The sequence below is a fragment of the Campylobacter sp. FOBRC14 genome (assembly GCF_000287855.1).
Lineage (GTDB): Bacteria > Campylobacterota > Campylobacteria > Campylobacterales > Campylobacteraceae > Campylobacter_A > Campylobacter_A curvus.
The window spans coordinates 25,781-48,240 of the sequence record NZ_ALJJ01000007.1; the positions used below are offsets into that span (position 1 = coordinate 25,781).

The following is a 22,460-nucleotide window of genomic DNA, read 5'->3' on the forward strand; positions in this document are numbered from 1 at the left end:
CTAAAATTTGCTAAGGCCAAAAGACCTTAGCAAACAGTTTGATCAAAACAAAATTTGAAATTTTGCCCCTAGACTATTAGATTTTATGTCGCTTCCAAAAGCACCGCCATAAAATACCTTTAGATTAGCATTTTTAGATAGCATCATATTCAGTCCAAAATCTACCGTCGCAAGATCTTTTATCGCTTTGCCCTGCAAATTTACATAACCGGCATCAGCTATATTTAACCCTGCGCCAGGACGTTTGTCACCGAAGAAATGATTATACGCTAGATCAAGCTCAACCCTCGTATCCATCGAGCCTATCTTTAGCGGCACACTAGGAGCGATACCGATAGTCGCTATATTCATATTTCTCGTACTATCATCGGTGCTCATAGTAAACGGTCCAACTTTTTGACTCATGCCATCTGTTTTTACATATATATGAGAAATTCCAACATAAGGATCGATACTAAAATTTTGAGTACTAAATCCGCTATATACTAAATTTGCAAACAAATTCACCATCGTTTCGTCGCTTTTGATCTTATCGCGAGATATGTGCGAGACTATGGTTGATAAGCCGACTTTATTATGGTCTGCTTTGGTGTATATAGCGCCTAATTTTAGCCTTGCAAGGTCAAAATCCATGTCGCCATAAATACCGACATGTCTATTTTTGTTTTCAAATTCCTTGCTACCATCTTCTTTGGTATTTGTTTTGCCCATACCAAGCAAGATACCGACTCTAATGCTATCGTTTAGCTTTGTATCCGCGCCAAATAATTGAGTCAAAGAAGTAGATTTTAGATTATCAGACGACTCGTCAGAATCAGATTTTATGCTATTGCCAGTCGTTGTCATCCAAAAAGACATCCCGGTGGAAGCATCATCTCTATTAACGGCGTCAAAATTTCTATCATGGTTTAAAACGATATTTTTAAGTAGTAGATTATTTACTACGGCAGCATTTTGCGAAGCGAAATTTGCCTCGTTCGCAAATGTTTTAAGAGTATCTTTAGCTTGTTCAGGAGTAGCGAAGATAAAGCTTCTATAAAGATCGCTCGTTTTTACCGCTGGTCTGCTTCTAAAAGCACTCATCACAGCCGGCTGGTCACTTGAGCTTTCGATGACGGAAGCTATTAGTTTTTGGTTTTTAGTCCCTGCAAAATCCACCATACTTTTTTGACCCTTTTTAACTGTAAGTTCCAGCTTTGAGTCACTAAAATTTTTTACCAAATCAAAAAAGGCATATTGTCTTAAAGTAGCTCCATCATATCCTGCAAAGCTACCTTCTACCCAGTATTTTTTCGATTTTGACGGATCTTTATATATCTTTTGAATATCTTCAAAAAGCGGATTTTCAAGATCTACGATAGAGCCTTTCTCAAATGTAAGATTTAAATTTGACGCTCCGGCGGATGTCATCCCGACTATACCCTCATGGGACACTATAAATCTGCCGCCTGATCTTATGGTTGCAGTTACGGTGTCTGACGTGCTAGACCTTGACGTTTCTATTAGTTCCTTTGGTTTCCAACTAGATAGTGCATTAGCTTTGACTTCCTGAACGGTAAGTTTCTTTTTGATCTTCAAAGCACCACCGTTTTCTACGATTACATTGCTCTTTGTTAGAGATTGATTTAGCGCAGTGATCTGTCCGGCTTTTATTATAGTGTCACCGGTATATGTGTTCTTCCCTGCAAGCGTTAGTGTGCCATTGCCTCTTTTTATGAGAGTCCCTCGATAGCCTTCAGCGGCCCTATACACTCTTGCTCTTTCTCTTGCTAGCTCCACATCGTATTCGGCCTTTTCTTCAGCGCTTAAATTCCCGCCTTTTGCATCAAGCTCTGCTTTACGTAGAGCCCACGTGGCTGCGTCTGTATCATCCTCGGTTTTTCTAAATTTAATGGCCTTATCAGAGATATCGTTAGACCATGTATCATCTACGTCCATATATACGTCAAACACTCCTAAAAACTGACCGGGACCAAACATTGCCTTGCCAATGTCCACTACTCCCCATCCCCATTTTTTATCCGGTACGCCAAGCTCGCTGGTCCAGTCTGAAAGCTTCCTGGTATCATTTGGCTTAAAAGAGTATCTTGTCTGTCTTGCCGTAGTTAGCATGACATCCCTAGCTTGCTCGTTTGTCATATAAGTATATCTTGACATTATCACGCCAAGCGCTCCTGTAACGTGAGGAGCAGCCATAGAAGTACCGTCCCAAGAGTCATATCCCGCTTTTCCTGTTTTTACATCAACTATGGATGATTTTATTCCTTGCCCAGGCGCAGCGATAGTCCACCATTTAGAATGTCCTGCCGTATTAAATCTTTGAGAATCACCACTTGTTTGTCCAGTTACGTTTATCCAAAATTTCTCTGCATCAGGGCGAAAATACGGCAACATAGCCCTAGTATAAGACTCTTCCATTCCGTCACGATTTCCAGCAGTAAATACTTGTATGATTTTGTATTGCTTAGCCACTTCGTATGCAGCGTCTATAAAGTTTTTTTGACCACTTGTAACAAACTGATAATAAGCTTTTTTGGCACTATTTAAATCTTTTATATATAAGAAATCTCCTGGTTTAGTAGGATTAGTAGCTACTCCCGGGCTATAATAACCTTCCGCACCAGGATAAGAAGAGTTGACTTTTCTATTTGATCCCCAACTATTATTTATAGCCCTTGCACCTTTTTTGGCAAGCTCACTATATACTGCGTAAAAGTATCCATAGTCTTGATTTGGCCCGTAGGTCATACCGTCGTTTCCTCCGGTATTTGCGGACAAAAGTTTGGCTCCCCATGCTACTCCGTGCATACCTTCACCATCGCGATTAGCCGCTATCGTGCCACCCACATGAGTACCGTGAGAGTCATTTACTCCCGCTATCCAATCGCCGCTAGTTTCAAATTTTTCACCTTTTTTAAATTCGCCCTTATTGTTTCTATCTTTTTCTTCGGAATTTTTTTGTTTAAATGGCGCGTTGCCATACTCGGCATCCGGGTATCTAGCACCATCCTTTGAGTACTCGCCTTTTATCGTTATGCCAGAAACTCTGCCTCCGGCAAATTCTTTATGGCTTAAAAGCATCCCGGAGTCCACGACTCCAAGTACCACCCCTTTCCCATTAGCACCTTTAGCATATGCGACCGATGCATTCATGCCATCTAATCCCCAATACGATTTGTATTCATCGGTTTTCCAGCTATTTATGTTTCCGATCTCTCCGGGATCAACATATGTAGAGGCTTTACAGGCGTCCGAAAGCAACAAGGCGCAAACCGCCACCGAAAGTGTTGAAATACTTTTTAAAAAAGGCATTTGCATTTCTTCTCCTCACCTTAAAAAATGTAATTATGTGATTATATTTATTTTAATCTAAATAAATTATTAAAGATTTATTTAGATTATTTTTCATAATCATTAAAATTTTATGCAAAATGCTTTAAATTACGGAAGTAGAAAAGAAAGATTTAAAAAGACAAATCAAAATATAGAGAAATTTAGCCCTCAAATACTAATCTATATCGATCTTATACCCGATGCCCGAGATATTTTTTATGAGTTCAGGATAAATTTTGCTCCTGATCCTATTTATAAAATTTCTAATAGTATCCAGCGAAGCAAATTTTTCATTCCAGACATATGACTCTATCGCGTCAAACGATACGACTCTGCCGATATTTTTGATAAGTAGATATAAAAATCGCTGCTCGGTCCTGGTCAAAACGACCGCATCACCGTCTTTATACAAGATCCTTGCGTTCATATCATAGATAAAGCCATTTTTTAGATCGATAGTATTTTGGGCTAAATTTTGGCTATTTGTGATCGCCATTAGCATAGATATCATCAGCTGGCGCCTATCAAAGGGCTTTTTTAAAAATCCACTACTTTTTAATGATATGGAATTATACAAATTTTCATCGGTATCATAAGCGGTTATAAATATAATTGGCACGGCAGGATCTATCTTCCTGATCTCTTGAGCCATAGAAATTCCGCTCATATGAGCCATATTGATGTCGCTTATTATGAGATCTATTTTATTTGCATTAAAGAGTTCCAGCCCCTCTTCGCCGTTGCCAGCCGTATAAATTTCATTGATATAAGGCGCAATTAGACTCTTGACAATATTTTTTAAATTTTCATCATCCTCGACAAAAAGCACATTAGTGTCTTTTAAATTTTCAAAAATTTTATTGTCCATTTTTATAAAGCACCACTGAAAATATCGTTGGATTCGAGGCATGGCTCAAAATGATATCTCCGTTTATTTTCTTATCAAAAATCAACTTGCACAGATAAAGCCCCATACCTGTCCCCTCCTTGCCCTTAGTCGTGAAAAACGGCTCGAAAATGTGCTCTTTTATATCATCACCCACGCCAGCACCATTGTCCTCGACGTTTATAATATATCTCGTTTCCTCTTCAACGATACTTATTTTTATATAAGCTTTAAAATTCTCATCAAGTAGCTTCCTTTTTACGAGCTCATCTTTTGCATTTGATATCAAATTTAGCAAAACCTGTTTGATATAGGACGAATAGCTCGTTATCTCGTAGTCTTTTATCTCGTAATCAGCTTGTATATGTATGCCTTTTATCGTGATTTGAGGCTTGCATATATACAAGATATCATCCATTATGTCAAGCAGGTTAAATTTCGTCTCCTGCAAGCTTTCCTTGTAAAAATTTTTAAAGATATTTATCGTCTCGTCCATTAGTTCTATATTTGTCCTAGACTCACCAAGTCGCGAAAGTACTTCGCTTTTTGCATTATCTTGTATACAAGTCTGCTCTATTTTAGCCTCTATGTCGCTTACTAGCAGCAAAAGCGCATTTAATGGCTGCCTCCACTGATGAGATATAGCCGAGCTCATCTCGCCAAGCGCCGCCATTTTAGAATTTTCTATCAAGATCCTCTCTTGCTGCTGCCTATTCATCTCAAGTTGCGTCTCATGCGTCATATCATAGGTGACTATCATAACGCCTTCAAATTTATCGCCCTTTTCCAAAAGCGGTATGACGCGGATGCCATAAAAGCAGTCTCGTATATTTTTCTTGACCAGGATATTTTTGTTTGTATCGCTTTTTACTTGCTCAAATATATCCACATCGTTAAATAAATAAAATAGCTCACTTATGTTTTTACCGATAAATTCTTTAAATTTCAGCGAGAAAATTTTCTCGAAAGTTTTGTTTATAAACGTTATCTCGCCATTTTTATCGGTGATTACCAGTCCGTTTATTGAGCTTTTGGAAAATAAGCTAAGAAAGTGCTTGTTATCGTTAATCCTCTTTTGCGAAATATACATCCAAACCGATATACAAACGCCAAAAATCATCAAAAATAAAAATACTAAAAGATTGTTGAGTGTCTTTGCGTTTAAATTTTCATAAATTTTATCCTCTTCTAATATAGAAACGAATATCCACTCGCCGTATGCGATCATATCGTATACAAAGATATATTTTTTGCCATTTATCAAAAACCTGCCGCTTCCTTGTTTTTTATTGTATATGGCAAATAAAATTTTCTCGACATAAGCGTCCGTATAGTCTATGATCTGCTTTGTGGAGTCTAAAATTTTAGCCCCGTCCGTCATCAAAAAAGCCGAGCCGTATTTGGAAGGAAAAAACGAAGCCATCTCTTTTTGAAAGGCATCTAGCTCAAAATCGCCAACCAATACATTATCGAGTTTATTGTTTTTATATATCGGTACGGCTATTGATATGACGTATTTTTTTAGCTTCGTATCTATGTATGGCTCGGTAAAGGAGGTTTGCTGCTTTGATTTTACGATCTGATGCCAAGGTCTTCGCTTGACATCGTAGTTTGAGTAGTATTTTATCATGTCATATTTATCACTTGAAATGACCTTGTTTGTGTCGCTATATCCCACATAAACCTCTGAAAATCCAGCCGTTCTGGCCAAAATTCTAAGCACGTCCCTTATGAGGTCGTAGTCCTTGTCTGCATCTTTTGACTTGACAAATTTCGCCGTCTCTTCCAGCAACTTTTTTTGATTGCTTATACGCTCGTCTATCCTGGTCTTATAGCTTTGAGCCATGCTTATTTGATTTGAGACGGTCAAATTTAAAACATACTCTTTATTGTCTTTATAGTTTGCATAAATAAGATAAAAATAAAAAATGAAAAATATAGGGAAAAAGAAGATTATTATATATTTCGTATTCATTTTTCGGGCTCTTACTCGTTTTTGCCATGTATTATATAACACTTAAATAAAATTTTCTAATTGTTATATGTTTGTTATGCTTTAACAATATAATTACAATGAATATAAAATTTTACTTTAAGACTAACCACAATTCTTTAAAGGGAGAACAGATGAAAAGACGAGATTTTCTAAAGAGTGTTGGCGCTGTGGGTGCCATTGGTGCAAGTAGCGCTAGCGCTATCGATCTAGGCGGAGAGTCTATCCTAAGCGATGATGACTTTGTCATGAACGCTAGCCACTACGGTGCGCTTTGGGGGAAAGAAAGAAACGGTCGTTTTGAAATTCTTAAAGAATTTGAAGGCGATAAATATCCATCCTCTATGCTTCAAGGTATCGTCGCAAGGACTTATGACCCAAGCAGGATAACCGCTCCTTGCGTGAGAGAAAGCTATCTAAAGAAAGGCTACAAGGCCGATCCGTCGCTTAGAGGCAAGGAGAAATTTGTAGAGATCACTTGGGAAGAGGCTTATGATCTCATAGCAAAAGAGTTAAAAAGAGTCTATAAAGACTTTGGCTATCCAAGTGTTTATGGCGGTAGCGTAGGCTGGTACGGCGTAGGAAACGTAAATAACCCGCAAGCTCTAGTAGGCAGGATGTTGCAGGTTGCAGGCGGATACTGCAAAAGAAGCTACACTTACTCGGCTGGTGCTATATCTGTCATTACTCCACATGTCACAGGAACGAACGAAGCCTTCGTCGCCTCTGCATCTTGGGATAATATATGTAAAAATACGGAAGTGTTCGTACTTTGGGGCTCCGATATGATAAATACAAATCAAATCGGTGAGCATATCCCGACCCATCATCAATACGAAGACTTTAAAAATTTAAAAGATCAGATCAAAAAACGCGGACTAAAAGTCATCAATATAGACCCTATACAAACGACTTCGGCTGATTATTACGATGCAGAGCACATAGCGCCATATCCGAATACCGATGTTGCCTTGATGCTTGGTATCGCTTATCATTTAGCCGACAAAGGGCTTGCAGATCAAGAATTCTTAAAAAAATATACCAGCGGTTATGCACAATTTGAAGAGTATCTGTTTGGTAAAACCGACAATACGCCAAAAACCCCTGCATGGGCAAGTAAAATTTGCGGTATAGACGAAGCAAAGATAAAAGAGCTAGCCGAGCTTTTCGCTAGCAAAAGAACGATGCTTCATAGCGGTTGGGCGCTACAAAGAAACGACCATGGCGAACAGCCTTGCTGGATGATGATAACTTTAGCCGCTATGCTAGGACAGATCGGACTTCCTGGCGGCGGATACGACTTTGCTCTACACTACGAAGCACAAGGAAGTAAGGTAGCTAAATTCCCGGGTCTTGAGGCTGTAGCGGGCTCAGTATCTGCAAAAGGCGAATGGAGCACAAGAGAAATTCCGACTATACCTTGCGCCAGAATAGTAGACTGCATCAAAAATCCGGGCAAAGAGATAGAATTTAACGGCAAAAAGATAAAGTATCCGGACTTTAGAATGATCTACTGGGCCGGAGGAAATCCAGTCCACCACCATCAAGATGTAAATCAGCTGATAAAAGCGCTTCGCTCCAGGATAGAGACTTTCGTCATGCAAGATTGCTTCTGGACAGCCACTGCAAAGATGGCGGATATAGTCTTGCCTGCGACACTTGAGTGCGAGAGAAACGACATAGCAAAAGCATCTAACGGAAGCTATATCTTTGCTATAAAACCGATAGTAAAGCCTTGGTGCAACGCAAAAGACGACTATGAAATTTACTCAAATATCCTAAAAAGGTTTGACAAGGATGCGTATGACGCCTTTACAGAAGGCAACGAAGATAGCCTAAGCTGGGTCAAAACACTTTACGAAAGATCAGTCGCTCGCGGAAAAGAGATGGGCATAGATATGCCAAATTTCGAGGAATTTTGGAAAAAAGGATATGTTGAATTCGAGCTTCCAAAAGAAGATGACTCCGTAAGGCTAGCAGGCTTCATACAAAATCCAATGACAAACAGACTAGGAACTCCGTCCGGAAAAATAGAAATTTTCTCAAGAAAGATAGCTAAATTTAACTACAAAGAGTGCAGAGCCTATCCTAGCTGGTTCGAGCCGGTAGAGTGGCATGGCGACAAGAACGCTAAAGACTATCCTTTGTCACTTGTTTCACCACATCCAAAATACCGCTTGCACGCTCAGCTAAACAATACTTGGCTAAGAGATCTTGAAGAGGCGCAAGAAAGAGAGCCTGCTTGGATCAATCCGCAAGATGCTAAAAAATACGGCATAAAAAACGGCGATATCATAAAAGTAAGCTCCAAAAGAGGATCGATACTAGCAGGAGCGATCGTAACCGATAAGATAAGGCAAGGCGCTATCCGTATCCAGGAGGGCAGCTGGTACGATCCGCTCGACTGGTCTAAAAACGACTCTTTGGAAGTGCATGGGGCCGTAAACGTCCTAACGGTAGATAAATCTACAAGTGAGCTAGCGCAGGCTTGCTGCATCACGGCAAACGTGAAAATAGAGAAATTTAAAGGCGTAGCGCCGCTAGTAAAAGCGTTTGAGCCGCCAATCATCATCAAAAAAGGATAAAAATGAAAAAAAGCAATGCTTTAGTAGTCGGTTTTATTCTACTTAGCTCTCACCTGTTCGCAGGTGAGGCTTATGTTACACAAAATTACGATAGCTCGGTAGGGAAAATTTTTGCCGGAGCCAAAGTAGATGAGATCAAAAAAGATAGCGATCACTCGCTGGTAAAATACACCGGCTTTATACCAGCTGGCAGCACCATAGCTTATGCCAGACATGGGTTGCTCGAAAAGGAGATAGAGCTAAACGCTGACACAAAATATGAAAAAATCAGTGAAAAGCCAGACGAATACGACACGGTATGGACACAGGTAAGCTTCGAGCTAACACTACCTACAAAGATACTCTCCTATGATAAAAAACAAGTGGCAAATCAAGGCAAAGAGCTATTCGAAGCCAGGTGTAGTACCTGCCATCCTCTCCATCCGTATGATGAATTTGGCGTAAATGTTTGGCCCGGTATAATCGAAACGATGAAAGAAAGGGCGAATTTAAACGATACGGAGTATTCACTGGCCGTAAGATTTTTACAAAGCAAAGCTCCGACCGAATAAAAAGAAGGGGCGCTTAGCCCCTAAATTTAGCGCTGACTGCTATAAGCTAAATTTCACATCCCGCAAAGCACAACTAATAGTCTGCCTTGTTTCTTAATATCGTTTAAAAACAGCTCGCTCTCGCTTACGGTAAATTCCCTCGTCTCTTTTAGGGCGTTTTCATCTTCTATCTCGTAGTAAAAGCTCTTATTTTCGATCTTTGCGCCCTTTTTATAGATAAATTTCGCGTCGATGATGCTCGCGAAAAATCCACCCTTTTTTAGATAATAATTCGTCACACTCCTCACGTTTATTGGCTCGTTTGCTAAAAATTCCTCGCAGACATGGCCTTTTGCGCTATAAACTATGCTCTCCACCATGCCCGCGCCGATCTCGTAAAATTTAAACGACTTCGCCCTTTGAAGTGCGCTCATCTGCTCTTTTGAGCCGGGATCGATGGGTGAGTTCGCGTCTAAATTTATGATGATATTGTTTTTGCCGTGCGCCAGGCTATACATGTCGCCTATTTTATGGACGATGTAGCGCTCACCGGTAGGCGCTCTAAATTCGGCGCTTCCCACAAGAGGCATCGTCGCATTAGTCTCCTTCATCGCGCCAAAATTTTCACCTCTTTTAAAGCTTATTTGCATTTTCGTGCCGTTGTTTTCGATATATGGCGTCCAAACGGGCTCGACCTGCGGTGGCGGTGTCAGCTCGGCATCTCTTGCGCAACCTGCAAAGAGCAAAATAGCAAGCACGGGCAGGAATTTTAAAATTTTCATTTTATAAAATAATCCCCGTCAAAGCTAACGAGCGAGTATTTGCGCTCGGAGCCGATACTTGCGACCAGCTCGTCGATGTCTAAAAATTCAAGGCTGTCCGCGCCGATATATTCACGCACCTCCTCGCAGCTTTTATTCGCGCTGATGAGCTCGGCAAAGCTTGGCGTGTCGATGCCGTATCTCTCGGGAAATTTAAGCTCGGGGCAAGCGACCTTAAAATGTATCTCCCTCGCACCCGCATGCCGCAGCAGCGCCACGATCTTTTTGCTGGTCGTGCCGCGCACGATGCTATCATCGACCACGACGACGCTTTTGCCTTTTAGCACCTCGCTCATCGGGTTTAGTTTGAGCTTGACTTTGAGGTTGCGCATCTCTTGGGTTGGCTCGATGAATGTACGCCCGACGTAGTGGTTTCGCACGATCGCCGCCTCAAAGGGCAGTCCGCTAGCCTGCGCGTATCCAAGCGCAGCCGGCACGCCGCTATCAGGCACCGGCACGACGAAGTCCGCTTTCACGCGGCTTTTTTTGGCTAACGCTGCGCCCATTTTTTTGCGCACTTCATAGACGTTTTTGCCGTCTATGACGCTGTCTGGGCGTGCGAAATAAATATATTCAAACGCGCAAATTCTACTATCTGGCTCAAAAAGCTGGATACTTTCAAATTTATCACTGCCGTGCTCAAAGACGATCATCTCGCCTGGGCGCACCTCGCGGATGAATTGAGCACCCACTAGATCAAACGCGCAGGTCTCGCTAGCGACGATATAGCCGCCGTCTTTTAGCCGTCCCAGCGAGAGCGGACGCACGCCCCAGCGGTCGCGGATAGCGAAAATTTTGTGGCGCGACTGGATCAGCAAACAATACGCTCCGACGATCTTGCTAAGCGCGTAGATGATGCGCTCTTGCAGGTGCGGGCTGTGATTTTGGGCGATGAGATGGATGATGTTTTCGGTGTCCATGTTTGAACTAAATATCGCGCCGTTTTCGATAAGCTCTTTGCGGATCTCGTCTTTATTCACGAGGTTGCCGTTGTGTGCGAGCGCGATAGAGCCAAGAGCGTAGTTTGCGGTGACGGGCTGGGCGTCCAGGATCGAGTCCGAGCCTGCGGTAGAGTAGCGGTTGTGCCCGATCGCCATGTCGCCTTTTAAAATTTCAAAGCTATCCTTGCCAAAGACCTCGGTCACGAGTCCGCGATTTTTGATCGTTCGTATCTTGCCCGCATCGTTCGCGCTGATACCGCTAGACTCTTGACCGCGGTGCTGCATCGCAAATAGCGCATAATACGCCGTTCTCGCCGCATCTTTTGAATTTATCACCCCGACTATCGCACACATTTTTAAGCCTTTATTAAAATTTACAGGCGATTTTAGCCAAAAGAAGCTAAAAATTTAAGATACCAAGGGCAAGTGATTAAATTTTAAATTTTAGGCCTTTTTAAGTTTAATACAATCTTTGAAATGCTAAATTTTAATAAAATGTTGATTTGCTAAGTGTAGCCAAAATAGTGAAGCGGAAACGAGACTTTAAAAATTTATAAATAAATCATTGACACTTGCTTCGCTTCTGCTTTGCAGTTGCGAGTGTAACGCGGTCAGCCTTACGATTTCCCTAAGAATCGGCGGTGATAAGCTCGCTAGCAAGGTTTTTACAGGGATGCTGTTCGCATTCTCTTGCTTTAAAAACTGAAAATCAATGAAATATTGTAACAGAGCCAATTTATAAATACTTTACCTTATAAGGAGAGGATATGAAAAAGACTTCCTTCATCTGCGTTGCGCTCGCTTGCGCGCTTGGTTTTGGCGGTGCGTTTTTAGTTCCCGTGCCCGCAAACGCCGCAGTCCTGGCACATCAGGTCAAGACCCAAGGCGAGCTGGGGACGGTGTTTATCAACCCTTATGACGTCGCACCGCTTACCGCCGTCATCGACCGCGCGGGCAAGGACATCACGGACATCCACGTGCGCGTACTTGGCAAACCAAACGGCGGCATCGACATCAGTTACGACGTCTCGCCTCACGCGCTTCTGACGCACGATGGCGTGCCCGTTTGGGGGCTGTATCCGGACTACCTAAACGAGGTCGAGGTGAGCTATAAATTTAATGGCGTTGCCAAAAAAGAAATTTATAAAATTTACGCTCAGCCTATCGTCACGGTTAGCCGCGATTTTCGCTTTTCGCACATGCAGCGAGCCGTGCCAAGGAAGGTCGATCCGGCGTTTAAAAACCGCCTTTATCTCATCAACAACACCATTACTGGTATCCACAAGCCCCTAGACTGGCGTCGCGGCGGGGCTGCCAGCTGGAACGACTACACCGAAAATTTCATCGTCGATACGCAAGGCGAGGTCAGGTGGTATCTGGATTATCAGAAATTTTACGACCGCCACGAGATCGACGTGCGAAACGGCGGCATGATGATGGGCTTTCATCAGCTTGGTAACGGCGATCTTAGCTTTGGCATGGCGCAGCGATATATGCGCTACGATATGATGGGCAAGGAGGTCTATAATCGCTTACTTCCGCGCGGATACATCGACCTTAGCCACGAGGTGATGCCGATGCCTAGCGGCGATCTGCTCCTGCGCGTGGGCAAATACGACTACCACCACGCCGACGGTAGGGTATCGCACACGATCCGCGACCATATCATCCAGGTCGATAGCACGGGCAAGGTCGTCGAGGAGTGGGATTTGAACGAAATTTTTGGCAAAAACGTTTATCGCGCGAATCTCATCAAAGCCCTTGACGCGCGCGCCGTGTGCCTAAACATCGACATGGACGCAAAAGAGATCAAAATCAGCGACGATCTGCCCTTTGGCGACATCACTTCAACTGGCACCGGACGCAACTGGGCGCATGTAAATTCTATCTCCTACGACGCGAGCGACGATAGTATCATCCTTTCGCTCCGTCATCAAGGCATCGTCAAGATCGGGCGCGACAAAAAGATAAAATGGATATTGGCAAGCCCTGATGGCTGGAGCGAGGAATTTAAAGCAAAAGTGCTCGTGCCCGTGGATAAAAACGGCAAAAAGATCAAATGCGAAAACTCAAAATGCGAGGGCGACTTTGACTGGTCTTGGACGCAGCACACCGCATGGCTCACTGCGCGCTACGACAACAAGGGCAGTGTCAAGCACCTAAGCGTCTTTGACAACGGCGACGGACGCGGCATGGAGCAGCCCGCACTCAAAGAGGACAAATACTCCCGCGCGGTCGAATACAAAATCGACGAGAAAAAGGGCACGGTAGAGCAGTCGTGGGAGTTTGGCAAGGAGCGCGGATTTGAGTTTTATAGCGCGGTTACTAGCAACGTCGAGTGGCAAAATGACAAGGGCACATACTTCATATCAAGCTCGAATGTAAATTTACTCCGCCCGGACAAGACGATAAAAATGGTGCTCGTGGAGATCGATCCGAAGACAAATGATATAAAATTTGAAATGGACGTGGAGTCGGCGTCTCGCGATGATGTCGCGTATCGCGCACTTGTCATCGATCCGAATATTTTTAGTTATTAAATTTAGCTTCCTTGCTCGCCAAAAGGAGGGCAAGGAAAATTTGCTAAAATGAATGCTTAAATTTAGCCAAAAGGGAGGCGATGAAATTTAATACAAAATACTTTGGCGAGCTTAATGTCGAGATCGAGAACAGCGACGGCAGCGCATTTACCAGCTACGACGGACAAAAGTTGCACTTTTTCTTTGCTGATTTCAGATCTTACGGCACAAAGATAAATATCTGCCTAAACGTGCTCGATCACTATCCGCAAATTTGCGAAATGGCAAAGGCTGCGATAGTGCAAAATTTTAACAAAAATGAGCTCGTGAGATACTATTTTGAATGCCATTTTGACGGGCTTGACAGCGATAATCTGGTAGAAATTTTTAATACAGATAAATTTAAAGAGCTTGACATCAAGCAAGCCGTGCGTAATCTAGGCTATCCAAATTTGCTTTTTAGCTTTGCAGAGGGCAAAAAGAGCTTGAAATTTCGGTCGATTTTATGGTCGCACCCAAGTATTCAGACAAAATTTATGTGTAAAAATGGATGAAAATTTAAACGTTACGGACTTTTCGCACTAGAGTTAAAAATACCGCTCCACTTTGGCGCGACGGGAAATTTTGCTACGCTAAAATCATAAATTTTAAGCATTTTAAAATAAAATTTATTATTAATACTTATATAAACATTATAAAAATAAATTAAATTCAGTTAAATATAATCAACTTTATTTTACAATTAAATTTCTATTCAATAAATCTCAAACAAAGGAGAAAGTATGCGAGAATCGGCTTTAAGCGCAAAATTTACGCTTATTTGTCTAGTCCTGATGGCGAATTTCGTATTTGCGGCAGCGGATTTTCCCGCGCCTAAAAAAGCCTGTCTTACCTGTCACGACGGCGTCGAGCCGTTTACCGCTCACGATACCCAAATGGCGCAGCAAATTTATGCGCTGGGTGCAACAGTAGGCGATCCTAACGGCTGCGTCGTTTGCCACGGGGGTAATCCGAAAATCACCGACAACGAGAAAAAGGCTCACAGCGGCGCACCGAAGGGAAATTTACTCGACTTTTTCACGCCGACTCCGGGCGGACTTAGCGTGATAGACAAGACCTGCGGCGCCTGTCACGCCGAGCAAGTGGCTAGCATCTCAAAGTCGATGATGAGCACGGATGCGGGTAAGATCAAGGTCATAACCTACGGCTGGGGGCTTGATAACGAGGACTTCAAGCACCGCTACGCAAATCACCACACCAAGGACGAGGACGGATTCGAGCCGATATACGGAAGCGAATTTTACAAATCTTATATGAAAGAGCTCGCCGCTCAGCATGAAAATCAGTTCCCCGCCGAGCTAAAAAAGATACCTAAAACAAATTTCGCCACTCTAAAAGAAAAGCCCGAGGAGGCGGCTTACAACTATCTACGCAACTGCAACGCCTGCCACTTGATGTCAAAAGGCAAGCAGCAGCGCGGACATTACAGAGGGCTTGGCTGCTCGGCGTGCCACGTCGCATACGGCGTAGAGGGCTTTTACGAGGGCGGCGACAAAGCGATAAACAAAACTAAACCCGGGCACATGCTGACGCACTCCATGCAGGGCACGCGAAATTCCAAAGTAAAAGTAAACGGCGGCGAATACAGCGGTATTCAAATTTCTACCTGCAACGCCTGCCACTCATCTGGCAGACGCGTTAGCTTGCAGTATCAGGGCATGTTTCCGGTCGATCGCGGCGGGGCGTATATCCCGTTTGACGATCACGGCAAGCTTCAGCAGCCAAACGCGACCTATCTATACAAGCACATCAAAGAGGACATCCACAACAAAGCGGGCATGCTCTGCCAAGACTGCCACACCAGCCCCGACATGCACGGTAACGGTAACATCGGCACGGTCGCTTTAGGAGATGTAGAGGTGGAGTGTCAAGACTGCCACGGAACGCCTACAAAGTATCCTTGGGAGCTAAAATTCGGCACGGGCGACGAACTGCTGGATGCGAGAACCATAAAAGACGCAAATTTAAAAGAGATACTTTTAGGCGACAAACCGCGCGGACTAGCGGACGCACCGATGAGCGTGACCGAGAATTTCGCTACCAAATACGACAAAAAAGACGGCTTTTTGCTCACTGCGCGAGGTAACGCTTTTGGCAACGTCGTAAAAGACGGCGATAAAGTCGTCTTGCACTCCGCAAGCGGCAAAGACCATGTCGTGCCTATCCTAAAAGATATCGAGAAAAACAACAAATGGAAAAACCCGAACGGTCGCCTCGCGATGGTCGGAGCCGCGAAACACCTGGAAACGATGGAGTGCTACGCTTGCCACGCGACCTGGGCGTCGTCTTACTACGGATATGATTACAGCGTGGATTTCAGCAACAAGTCAAAAATGATAGACTGGATCGAATCGGCTGAAAAGATCGGCAAAAACGGCACGCCAAGCGACTTTGACGGCAAGAGCTTCATAATGCAAAAAGGCGGTTCAGCGGGGGATTATTCGCACGCTAGGTTTGAAGAACCGATCCTTGGCATAAACGGCGAAGGACGCGTCACGCCGGTCGTGGGCGTCATCCAGACCGTAGGCACAGTGATCGACGAAAACGGCAAGGTGCTGCTTCTAAACAACGTCGCCAAGCGCAAAGACGGCATGCTGACTATCGACATGCAGCCGCTTAATCCGCACACGACCATAAGAGAAGCAAGAGAGTGCAACGAGTGCCACCAAAACACCAAAACTATGGGCTTTGGCTTGCGTTTTGGCGAATTTGACGCGAGCCCGCAAGAGCCGAAATTTATGGGTATCAAAGACGCGAACGGCACGATGCTAAGCAAGCACTACAACGTCCAAATAAACGGCATCAAGAACCTTCACACCGGAGACTTCATGCAAATTTTGGATAAAGACGGCAATCAAAAAATGAGAGTCGATTCGCATTTTGAAAAATCCTCTCCGCTTACAAAAGAGCAGATCGAGAGCCTCAAAAAGGACAACTTCATCAAAGAAGCGCAGGAAAATCTTAAAAAAATCGATAGCCAAAAGTAGCTAAACTGGCGGTTTGCAAAAGCAAGCCGCCTAAATTATTTTAAATTGGCTCTATTAAAATATTTCATTGATTTTCAGATTTTAAAGCGAAGTCAAACCTTGTGAAGCGACGCTATCGCCGCCGATTTACAGGGAAGCGGTAGCTGACCGCGGTCTGCTTGCAGTTGCGAGTGCAACGAAGCAAAAAATCGTGCTATATGTTCGGCTACTCGCTCCCGCACAAACGCTGTTCACGTCTGTGCTAGGTCGCTCCTGGAGTGAATAGGGTTTGCGAAGCAAGTTTATTATAACAGAGCCTTTAAATTTTACAACCCCAAACAATCATATATACTATAAAGCCCGTTTTTTTGCGAGCTAAGCCACACGGCGGCTTTTATCGCTCCTTTGGCGAAGGTCGCGCGGCTTGTCGCGGTGTGATTTATCTCGATGAACTCGCCATCGTTATAAAAGCCGATCGTATGGCGTCCGACCACGTCGCCACCGCGCACAGCGAGTACTGCGATCTCGTCTTTGCTCCTAGCTCCCACCAGCCCGTCGCGACCCGTGACGATGACGTCCTTTAAATTTAGCCCGCGAGCACTCGCAGCGTGCTCTGCGAGCGTCAGAGCCGTGCCGCTTGGGGCGTCCTTTTTGTGCCTGTGGTGCTGCTCGACGATCTCGATGTCAAATTCCGCGAGGGTTTTAGCCGCGAGGCTGGCGAGGCGATTTAGCACGGCTATGCCTAGGCTCATATTCGTGGCGTAAAGGATAGGCATCGCGTTCGCGGCTAAATTTAGCACTCCAGCACCCTCCTCGCCAAGCCCCGTAGTGCCGATCACCAGCGGTTTTGGGTTCGTCCTTGCGTAGTTTATGAGATTTAGCGCGCCCTCTTTTATCGTAAAGTCGATGACCACGTCGCAGTTTGCAAAGAGCTCATTAAGCTCACCTGTCACGATGACGCCCTCCGGTGCGCTTTCGAGCGGCTCGATCGTGTAAAGCGCGGCTAGCTTCGCATCTTTGCTATCTTTTAAGCAGTTTATTATCATCTGCCCCATTTTACCGCTAGCGCCGTGTATACCGATATTTACCATCGTTTATCCTTTAAAATTTTGGCTAAATTTAGCATATTTTTGGTAAAAATCGATAATCAGAGGAGGCTAAAGCAGAATTTTATTTTGATGCGGCCCATAAGGCAGAATTTAGCCCTAAGGCTAAATTCTTAAAATTTTAATGCAAGCTCTCGATATAGCTCATCGCGCTAAGTGCGGCTACTGCGCCGTCTCCGGCTGCGACGATGACTTGCTTTGGAGCGTCTTTTCTGATGTCGCCAGCCGCAAATAGCCCGGGCACGCTACTTTGCATTTTTAGATCCACATCGACTTGACCGCCCTCGCTCATCTTGCAGATGAAAGAGCCGTCTTCGAGCTTTAAAATTTCGTTATTCACATTAAGCCCCACGAAGATAAAGACGCCTGGCACTTTCAGGTCGCGCTCGCCCTCTTTCGTGTTTAAAATAAGCCCGTTTAGTCCTGATTTATCACCGTATGCCTCTTTTATCGTGGCGCTCGTGATGAACTCGATTTTCTCGTTTTGGCGGGCCTTTTGCACCGTTGTCGGAGCTGCGCGAAATTCCTCTCGCCTATGGATCACATAGACTTTAGACGCGATATTAGCCAGATAAATCGCCTCCTCTATCGCCGTATCGCCGCCGCCAAGGACTGCGACCTCTTTATTTTTATAAAAAAAGCCGTCGCATGTGGCGCATGTGCTGACTCCGCGTCCGAAAAACTCGTCCTCGCCTTTAAACCCGGCGCGGCGCGGTACAGAGCCAGTAGCTACGATGACGGTCTTTGCTTGCTCGCTTTTGCCGCCTTCGAGTAAAATTTCAAAGCTCTTATCGACATTTTGCCTCACGCCTACGACGTTCGCCCACTTATGAACGAGCCCAAAATGACTGCATTGCGCCCACCATGTACTCATGAAATCAAACCCGCTTTCACCCGGGCTCTTTTGTCCGGGGTAGTTTTCTATCTCCGAGCTTGAGGTGATCTGACCGCCAGGCTCGCCCTTTTCAAACATCACGACGTTTTTAAGTCCGCCGCGAGTCGCGTAAAGTCCGGCGCTAAGCCCTGCCGGTCCGCCTCCTATGATCGCTAAATCTAACATCTTTTATCCTTTATTTTATCGTTTTTATTTTCGAGTCTTGTTTGTAAATTTCGCCGTTTTGACGCACTATCTGCACGCTGCTTGGCACGCTCGTGATACTTAAGGTATTCATCAGTTTTAATATCGTATTGATATCCGAGCTTATGTATTTTAGCGTTTTGTTCGAGTCGCTACGTTTTTGAAATATATCCACGGCGATAACTGGCTCGGCTATTTTTTCTCCCGCTAAAATTTCATCTATCTTTGACTGGTTCGAGCTAAATACCAAAATAGTGTATCTAGGCTCTTTTGGCTTGAAAATTTCGCTCTTTTCGTAAAAAACGAGCTGTGAAAAATCTATAAATTTATACTTTGAAAATCGATAATTATTATATGCAAAAACTATCGCTATCATGGCTGCACCGAAAAATGAGCCGAATATGTACGTTAGAGGAAGCAAGCTTCCCCTATTTTTTAAAGCCATTAAAGAAGTGAATTCAGCTTGTCGGTAATAGCCTGTTTTGACTGTGCGCCGACCATTTGATCGACTACTTCGCCATTTTTGAAAAATAGCAACGTCGGGATCGATCTAATGCCAAATTCAACCGCCAAGTCCTGTACTTCGTCGGTATTTACCTTGCAAATTTTAGCTTTGCCGTCAAAATCCTCCGCAAGCTCCTCGATGACTGGGGCTAGCATACGGCAAGGTCCGCACCATGGCGCCCAAAAATCGACGAGCGCGACGCCCTCTTTGGCGACATTGAAATTTGCAGTTGTAAGCTCTATGTATTTTCCCATTGTTTCTCCTTTGTTTTTTAAATGGTGTGATTATACACCAATTTTTCTGAATTTTTTCTAAATAATAATTTTTATAAACTAATATTTTCTATCAGCTCGAATTCGTCTTTTTTTATGACGAGCAGATCGATCTGAAAATCAAAATTCCAGCCATTTTTAAGCAAATAATAATCGACTGCCTTTAAAATTTTAGCGTATTTTGACGCGGTCAATCTATACTGCGCCTCGTAATCGCCATCAGTCGCCTTGACCTCGACAAAGTGCAAAATTTCATCTTTTGAGGCTATGATATCTATCTCACCAAATTTCGAGTGAAAATTTCGCTCGATTATTTTAAATTTTAGCCTCTCTAGGTACCTACTGGCCTTATCTTCCGAGCTTTTGCCAAAGAGATACTCTCTAAGCCCCACTACTCTTCGATCCTTATCATAAACGGATCTTCTTTTATGAAATTTTGCTTTTTCAAAAGCCCTATGACGCGTTTGACATCGGCCTCCAAGCTCGTATGCGTCGTGAAAAATAGCGTTACTTCGCCCTCGCTTTTGGTGACTGGCTTTTGCAAAAAGCTATCGATAGAAAGGTGATTTTCGCTCATCAAATTTGTGATCTTCGCCAGCACGCCGACCTTGTCCTCGACGCGCAGTCTAAAATAATATTTCGTGCGAATTTCATCTTGAGCAAGCAGCTTGAGCTCTTTTTCAAGGGGCGATTTGTAGCCTAGCATAGGGGTTTTAAGCCCTCTTGCGATGTCGATTAGATCGCTTATCACAGCACTTGCCGTAGCCGCTCCGCCTGCTCCAGCGCCGTAATACATCGTCTCGCCGACCGCGTCACCTACGACGCTGACTGCGTTCATCACTCCATCGACCTTGGCTATCATCTTGTCTTTTGGCACAAGGGCCGGATGTACCCGCAGTTCGACCTTTTCGCCTACCTTTTTGGCGATAGCCAGCAGCTTTATCACGTATTCAAAATCATTTGCGAAAAATATATCCTCTTTCGTTATCCGCTCGATGCCCTCGATCAAAATATCTTCGGGATCGCCGTGCACACCGTATGCGATGCTGGCAAGGATGAGCAGCTTATGCGCCGCATCAAAGCCGCCGATATCAAAGGTGGGGTCGGCCTCGGCATATCCTAAATTTTGAGCGGTCTTCAGCGCTTCGTCAAAATTCGCCCCGCCGTTCATCATCGATGTGAGGATAAAGTTGCTAGTGCCGTTCATTATGCCTTTGATCGAGAGGATATGGTTTGCACTCAGCCCTTCGCGTAGCGTCTTTATGATAGGTATGCCCCCGGCTACGCTCGCCTCAAAGCCAAACGGCGTATCGGCGGCTAAATTTTGCAGTTTAAAGCGATGATAGGCCAAGAGCGCCTTGTTTGCGGTAACGACTGCTTTTTTGCGTTTTAAAATTTCGCTCACCACGCGGTAAGGCTCGTCCACTCCGCCCATCAGCTCGACATAAACATCGATATCATCGCGCTTTATAACACTATCGATATCGGCACTAAGCGGTATCTTCACGTCTCGCTTTTTGTCTAAATTTCGTACCACGCCAACGACCGGGATTATCTGCTGGCCGCTTCTTGCGGTGATGATCTTTTTATTTTTTAAAAGGATATTAGCGACCTCGCTGCCGACGACGCCAACGCCCAAGATTGCTACGTTCATTAAAATTCTTTCAAATATTTTTTGACATTTCTGGCCGCTTGACGGATGCGGTTTTCATTTTCTATGAGAGCGATCCTGACGTAGTCGTTGCCACCTTCGCCAAAGCCCACACCAGGGCTCACAGCCACGCAAGCTTTTGTCAGTAGCTGCTTTGAAAACTCGAGGCTTCCGATGTTGCCTACTTGCGGTGGCAGCTTTGCCCAGACGAACATGCTCGCCCTTGGCTTTTGCATGCTCCAGCCCGCATTTTCAAAGGCTTCGATAAGCACATCGCGGCGCTTTTCGTAAATTTTGCAAATTTCGCTCACGCACTCTTGCGGTCCGTCAAGCGCCACGGTCGCGCCGACTTGTATCGGCGTGAACATGCCGTAGTCAAACCATGATTTGATCTTTTTAAGTGCGGCACAAAGGCGTTTATTGCCGCATACAAAGCCTACGCGCCAGCCCGCCATATTGTAGCTTTTTGACAGCGTGTAGCACTCCACCGCGACATCTTTTGCGCCGTCGACCTCAAAGATGCTAGGCGTTTTGTAGCCATCAAACGTGAGGTCCGCGTAGGCGATATCGGAGATAATGTAAAATCTCTCTTTTTTAGACATCGCTACCAGTCGCTCGTAAAAGCTCTTTTGCACGGTGACCGTCGTTGGATTGTGCGGGAAATTTACGACTACATATTTTGGCTTTGGCGAGCTGGCGTGGATGGTTTGTTGTAAATTTTCAAAAAATTTATTCTCGTCAAGCTCAAATTTTTCATTATAAACTAGCGGCATCTTTGCGACGTTCCCGCCAGCGATTATAAAAGCTTGCGTGTGTATCGGGTATGCAGGATCCGGCACTACGGCGACGTCGCCCGGGTTTATGATAGCTTGAGTAAGATGCACGAAGCCCTCTTTGCTGCCCATGACCGCCACGGCCTCGGTATCCGGGTCTAAATTTACATCGTATTTTCGCTTGTACCAGTTGCAAATAGCAAGACGAAGCTTGTAAATTCCGGCACTCGCCGAATATCCGTGCGTTTTATCCTTGTTCGCGCTCTCACAGAGCTTGTCTACGATGTGCTGAGGCGTGCGGCCTTCGGGATTTCCCATCGAAAAATCGATGATATCCTCGCCATTTCTACGTGCGGCCATTTTTATCGCATTCACCTCGGCAAATACGTAATTTGGTAGCCTCTCGATCGTGTTGAACCTAATCTCGTCAAACATCGCTTC

Annotated in this window: 17 protein-coding genes; 5 read left to right on the plus strand and 12 right to left on the minus strand. The window is 44.5% G+C overall.

All coding sequences use genetic code 11. The features are described 5' to 3' along the window. Positions 1-42 precede the first annotated feature (42 nt). The 3 genes from HMPREF1139_RS00900 to HMPREF1139_RS00910 form a co-directional block, all read right to left on the minus strand. Complete coding sequence (locus HMPREF1139_RS00900) at positions 43-3,318, minus strand: S8 family serine peptidase (RefSeq protein WP_009649539.1); 3,276 nt, start codon at positions 3,316-3,318, stop codon at positions 43-45. Between the two features lie 190 nt (positions 3,319-3,508). Further along, positions 3,509-4,201, minus strand: a complete 693-nt coding sequence (locus HMPREF1139_RS00905) for a response regulator transcription factor (RefSeq protein WP_009649559.1) — start codon at positions 4,199-4,201, stop codon at positions 3,509-3,511. Then, positions 4,191-6,194 (minus strand): ATP-binding protein, encoded by a 2,004-nt coding sequence (locus HMPREF1139_RS00910; protein ID WP_009649699.1) that lies wholly within the window; start codon positions 6,192-6,194, stop codon positions 4,191-4,193. Before HMPREF1139_RS00910 ends, HMPREF1139_RS00905 begins: the two co-directional genes overlap by 11 nt. Before the next feature lie 152 nt (positions 6,195-6,346). On the opposite strand from HMPREF1139_RS00910, the gene HMPREF1139_RS00915 reads away from it, so the two are divergent. Further along, a complete protein-coding gene (locus HMPREF1139_RS00915) occupies positions 6,347-8,797 on the plus strand; it encodes a molybdopterin-dependent oxidoreductase (protein ID WP_009649468.1) in 2,451 nt (816 codons plus the stop codon). 2 nt (positions 8,798-8,799) lie between these two features. After that, complete coding sequence (locus HMPREF1139_RS00920; protein ID WP_009649829.1) at positions 8,800-9,348, plus strand: cytochrome c; 549 nt, start codon at positions 8,800-8,802, stop codon at positions 9,346-9,348. Between the two features lie 53 nt (positions 9,349-9,401). Here the strand turns inward: HMPREF1139_RS00920 and HMPREF1139_RS00925 are convergent, their stop codons facing one another. Beyond that, positions 9,402-10,109 (minus strand): hypothetical protein, encoded by a 708-nt coding sequence (locus HMPREF1139_RS00925; RefSeq protein WP_009649681.1) that lies wholly within the window; start codon positions 10,107-10,109, stop codon positions 9,402-9,404. Beyond that, entirely contained in the window at positions 10,106-11,443 is a 1,338-nt protein-coding gene (purF, locus tag HMPREF1139_RS00930; RefSeq protein WP_009649547.1) for an amidophosphoribosyltransferase, read from the minus strand. Before purF ends, HMPREF1139_RS00925 begins: the two co-directional genes overlap by 4 nt. A gap of 413 nt (positions 11,444-11,856) precedes the next feature. On the opposite strand from purF, the gene HMPREF1139_RS00940 reads away from it, so the two are divergent. The 3 genes from HMPREF1139_RS00940 to HMPREF1139_RS00950 all read left to right on the plus strand — a co-directional run bounded on the left by HMPREF1139_RS00940 (position 11,857) and on the right by HMPREF1139_RS00950 (position 16,655). Then, entirely contained in the window at positions 11,857-13,629 is a 1,773-nt protein-coding gene (locus tag HMPREF1139_RS00940; protein WP_009649698.1) for an aryl-sulfate sulfotransferase, read from the plus strand. A gap of 80 nt (positions 13,630-13,709) precedes the next feature. Then, positions 13,710-14,162 (plus strand): hypothetical protein, encoded by a 453-nt coding sequence (locus HMPREF1139_RS00945; protein WP_009649585.1) that lies wholly within the window; start codon positions 13,710-13,712, stop codon positions 14,160-14,162. Positions 14,163-14,390: 228 nt separating this feature from the next. Beyond that, positions 14,391-16,655 (plus strand): hypothetical protein, encoded by a 2,265-nt coding sequence (locus tag HMPREF1139_RS00950; protein WP_009649472.1) that lies wholly within the window; start codon positions 14,391-14,393, stop codon positions 16,653-16,655. A gap of 305 nt (positions 16,656-16,960) precedes the next feature. On the opposite strand, the gene dapB is transcribed toward HMPREF1139_RS00950, so the two are convergent. The 7 genes from dapB to HMPREF1139_RS00985 form a co-directional block, all read right to left on the minus strand. Next, a complete protein-coding gene (gene dapB / locus HMPREF1139_RS00955) occupies positions 16,961-17,725 on the minus strand; it encodes a 4-hydroxy-tetrahydrodipicolinate reductase (RefSeq protein ID WP_009649821.1) in 765 nt (254 codons plus the stop codon). Positions 17,726-17,861: 136 nt separating this feature from the next. Continuing rightward, complete coding sequence (locus tag HMPREF1139_RS00960; protein ID WP_009649780.1) at positions 17,862-18,800, minus strand: NAD(P)/FAD-dependent oxidoreductase; 939 nt, start codon at positions 18,798-18,800, stop codon at positions 17,862-17,864. Positions 18,801-18,810: 10 nt separating this feature from the next. Next, complete coding sequence (locus HMPREF1139_RS00965) at positions 18,811-19,263, minus strand: hypothetical protein (RefSeq protein WP_009649629.1); 453 nt, start codon at positions 19,261-19,263, stop codon at positions 18,811-18,813. Then, positions 19,263-19,577, minus strand: a complete 315-nt coding sequence (gene trxA / locus HMPREF1139_RS00970; RefSeq protein WP_009649715.1) for a thioredoxin — start codon at positions 19,575-19,577, stop codon at positions 19,263-19,265. The genes HMPREF1139_RS00965 and trxA overlap by 1 nt, the downstream gene beginning before the upstream one ends. Positions 19,578-19,648: 71 nt before the next feature. After that, positions 19,649-19,987, minus strand: a complete 339-nt coding sequence (locus HMPREF1139_RS00975; RefSeq protein WP_009649806.1) for a YraN family protein — start codon at positions 19,985-19,987, stop codon at positions 19,649-19,651. Beyond that, complete coding sequence (locus HMPREF1139_RS00980) at positions 19,987-21,249, minus strand: homoserine dehydrogenase (protein WP_009649459.1); 1,263 nt, start codon at positions 21,247-21,249, stop codon at positions 19,987-19,989. The genes HMPREF1139_RS00975 and HMPREF1139_RS00980 overlap by 1 nt, the downstream gene beginning before the upstream one ends. Then, complete coding sequence (locus HMPREF1139_RS00985; RefSeq protein ID WP_009649612.1) at positions 21,249-22,454, minus strand: LL-diaminopimelate aminotransferase; 1,206 nt, start codon at positions 22,452-22,454, stop codon at positions 21,249-21,251. Before HMPREF1139_RS00985 ends, HMPREF1139_RS00980 begins: the two co-directional genes overlap by 1 nt. Positions 22,455-22,460 lie beyond the last annotated feature (6 nt).

Coding starts and splice junctions, on each gene's coding strand:
- HMPREF1139_RS00910 (WP_009649699.1), bottom strand. CDS start 6,194: ATGAATACGAAATATATAATAATCTTCTTTTTCCCTATATTTTTCATT.
- HMPREF1139_RS00945 (WP_009649585.1), top strand. CDS start 13,710: ATGAAATTTAATACAAAATACTTTGGCGAGCTTAATGTCGAGATCGAG.
- HMPREF1139_RS00925 (WP_009649681.1), bottom strand. CDS start 10,109: ATGAAAATTTTAAAATTCCTGCCCGTGCTTGCTATTTTGCTCTTTGCA.
- HMPREF1139_RS00980 (WP_009649459.1), bottom strand. CDS start 21,249: ATGAACGTAGCAATCTTGGGCGTTGGCGTCGTCGGCAGCGAGGTCGCT.
- trxA (WP_009649715.1), bottom strand. CDS start 19,577: ATGGGAAAATACATAGAGCTTACAACTGCAAATTTCAATGTCGCCAAA.
- HMPREF1139_RS00960 (WP_009649780.1), bottom strand. CDS start 18,800: ATGTTAGATTTAGCGATCATAGGAGGCGGACCGGCAGGGCTTAGCGCC.
- HMPREF1139_RS00905 (WP_009649559.1), bottom strand. CDS start 4,201: ATGGACAATAAAATTTTTGAAAATTTAAAAGACACTAATGTGCTTTTT.
- dapB (WP_009649821.1), bottom strand. CDS start 17,725: ATGGTAAATATCGGTATACACGGCGCTAGCGGTAAAATGGGGCAGATG.
- HMPREF1139_RS00915 (WP_009649468.1), top strand. CDS start 6,347: ATGAAAAGACGAGATTTTCTAAAGAGTGTTGGCGCTGTGGGTGCCATT.
- HMPREF1139_RS00965 (WP_009649629.1), bottom strand. CDS start 19,263: ATGGCTTTAAAAAATAGGGGAAGCTTGCTTCCTCTAACGTACATATTC.
- HMPREF1139_RS00900 (WP_009649539.1), bottom strand. CDS start 3,318: ATGCAAATGCCTTTTTTAAAAAGTATTTCAACACTTTCGGTGGCGGTT.
- HMPREF1139_RS00920 (WP_009649829.1), top strand. CDS start 8,800: ATGAAAAAAAGCAATGCTTTAGTAGTCGGTTTTATTCTACTTAGCTCT.
- purF (WP_009649547.1), bottom strand. CDS start 11,443: ATGTGTGCGATAGTCGGGGTGATAAATTCAAAAGATGCGGCGAGAACG.
- HMPREF1139_RS00950 (WP_009649472.1), top strand. CDS start 14,391: ATGCGAGAATCGGCTTTAAGCGCAAAATTTACGCTTATTTGTCTAGTC.
- HMPREF1139_RS00940 (WP_009649698.1), top strand. CDS start 11,857: ATGAAAAAGACTTCCTTCATCTGCGTTGCGCTCGCTTGCGCGCTTGGT.
- HMPREF1139_RS00985 (WP_009649612.1), bottom strand. CDS start 22,454: ATGTTTGACGAGATTAGGTTCAACACGATCGAGAGGCTACCAAATTAC.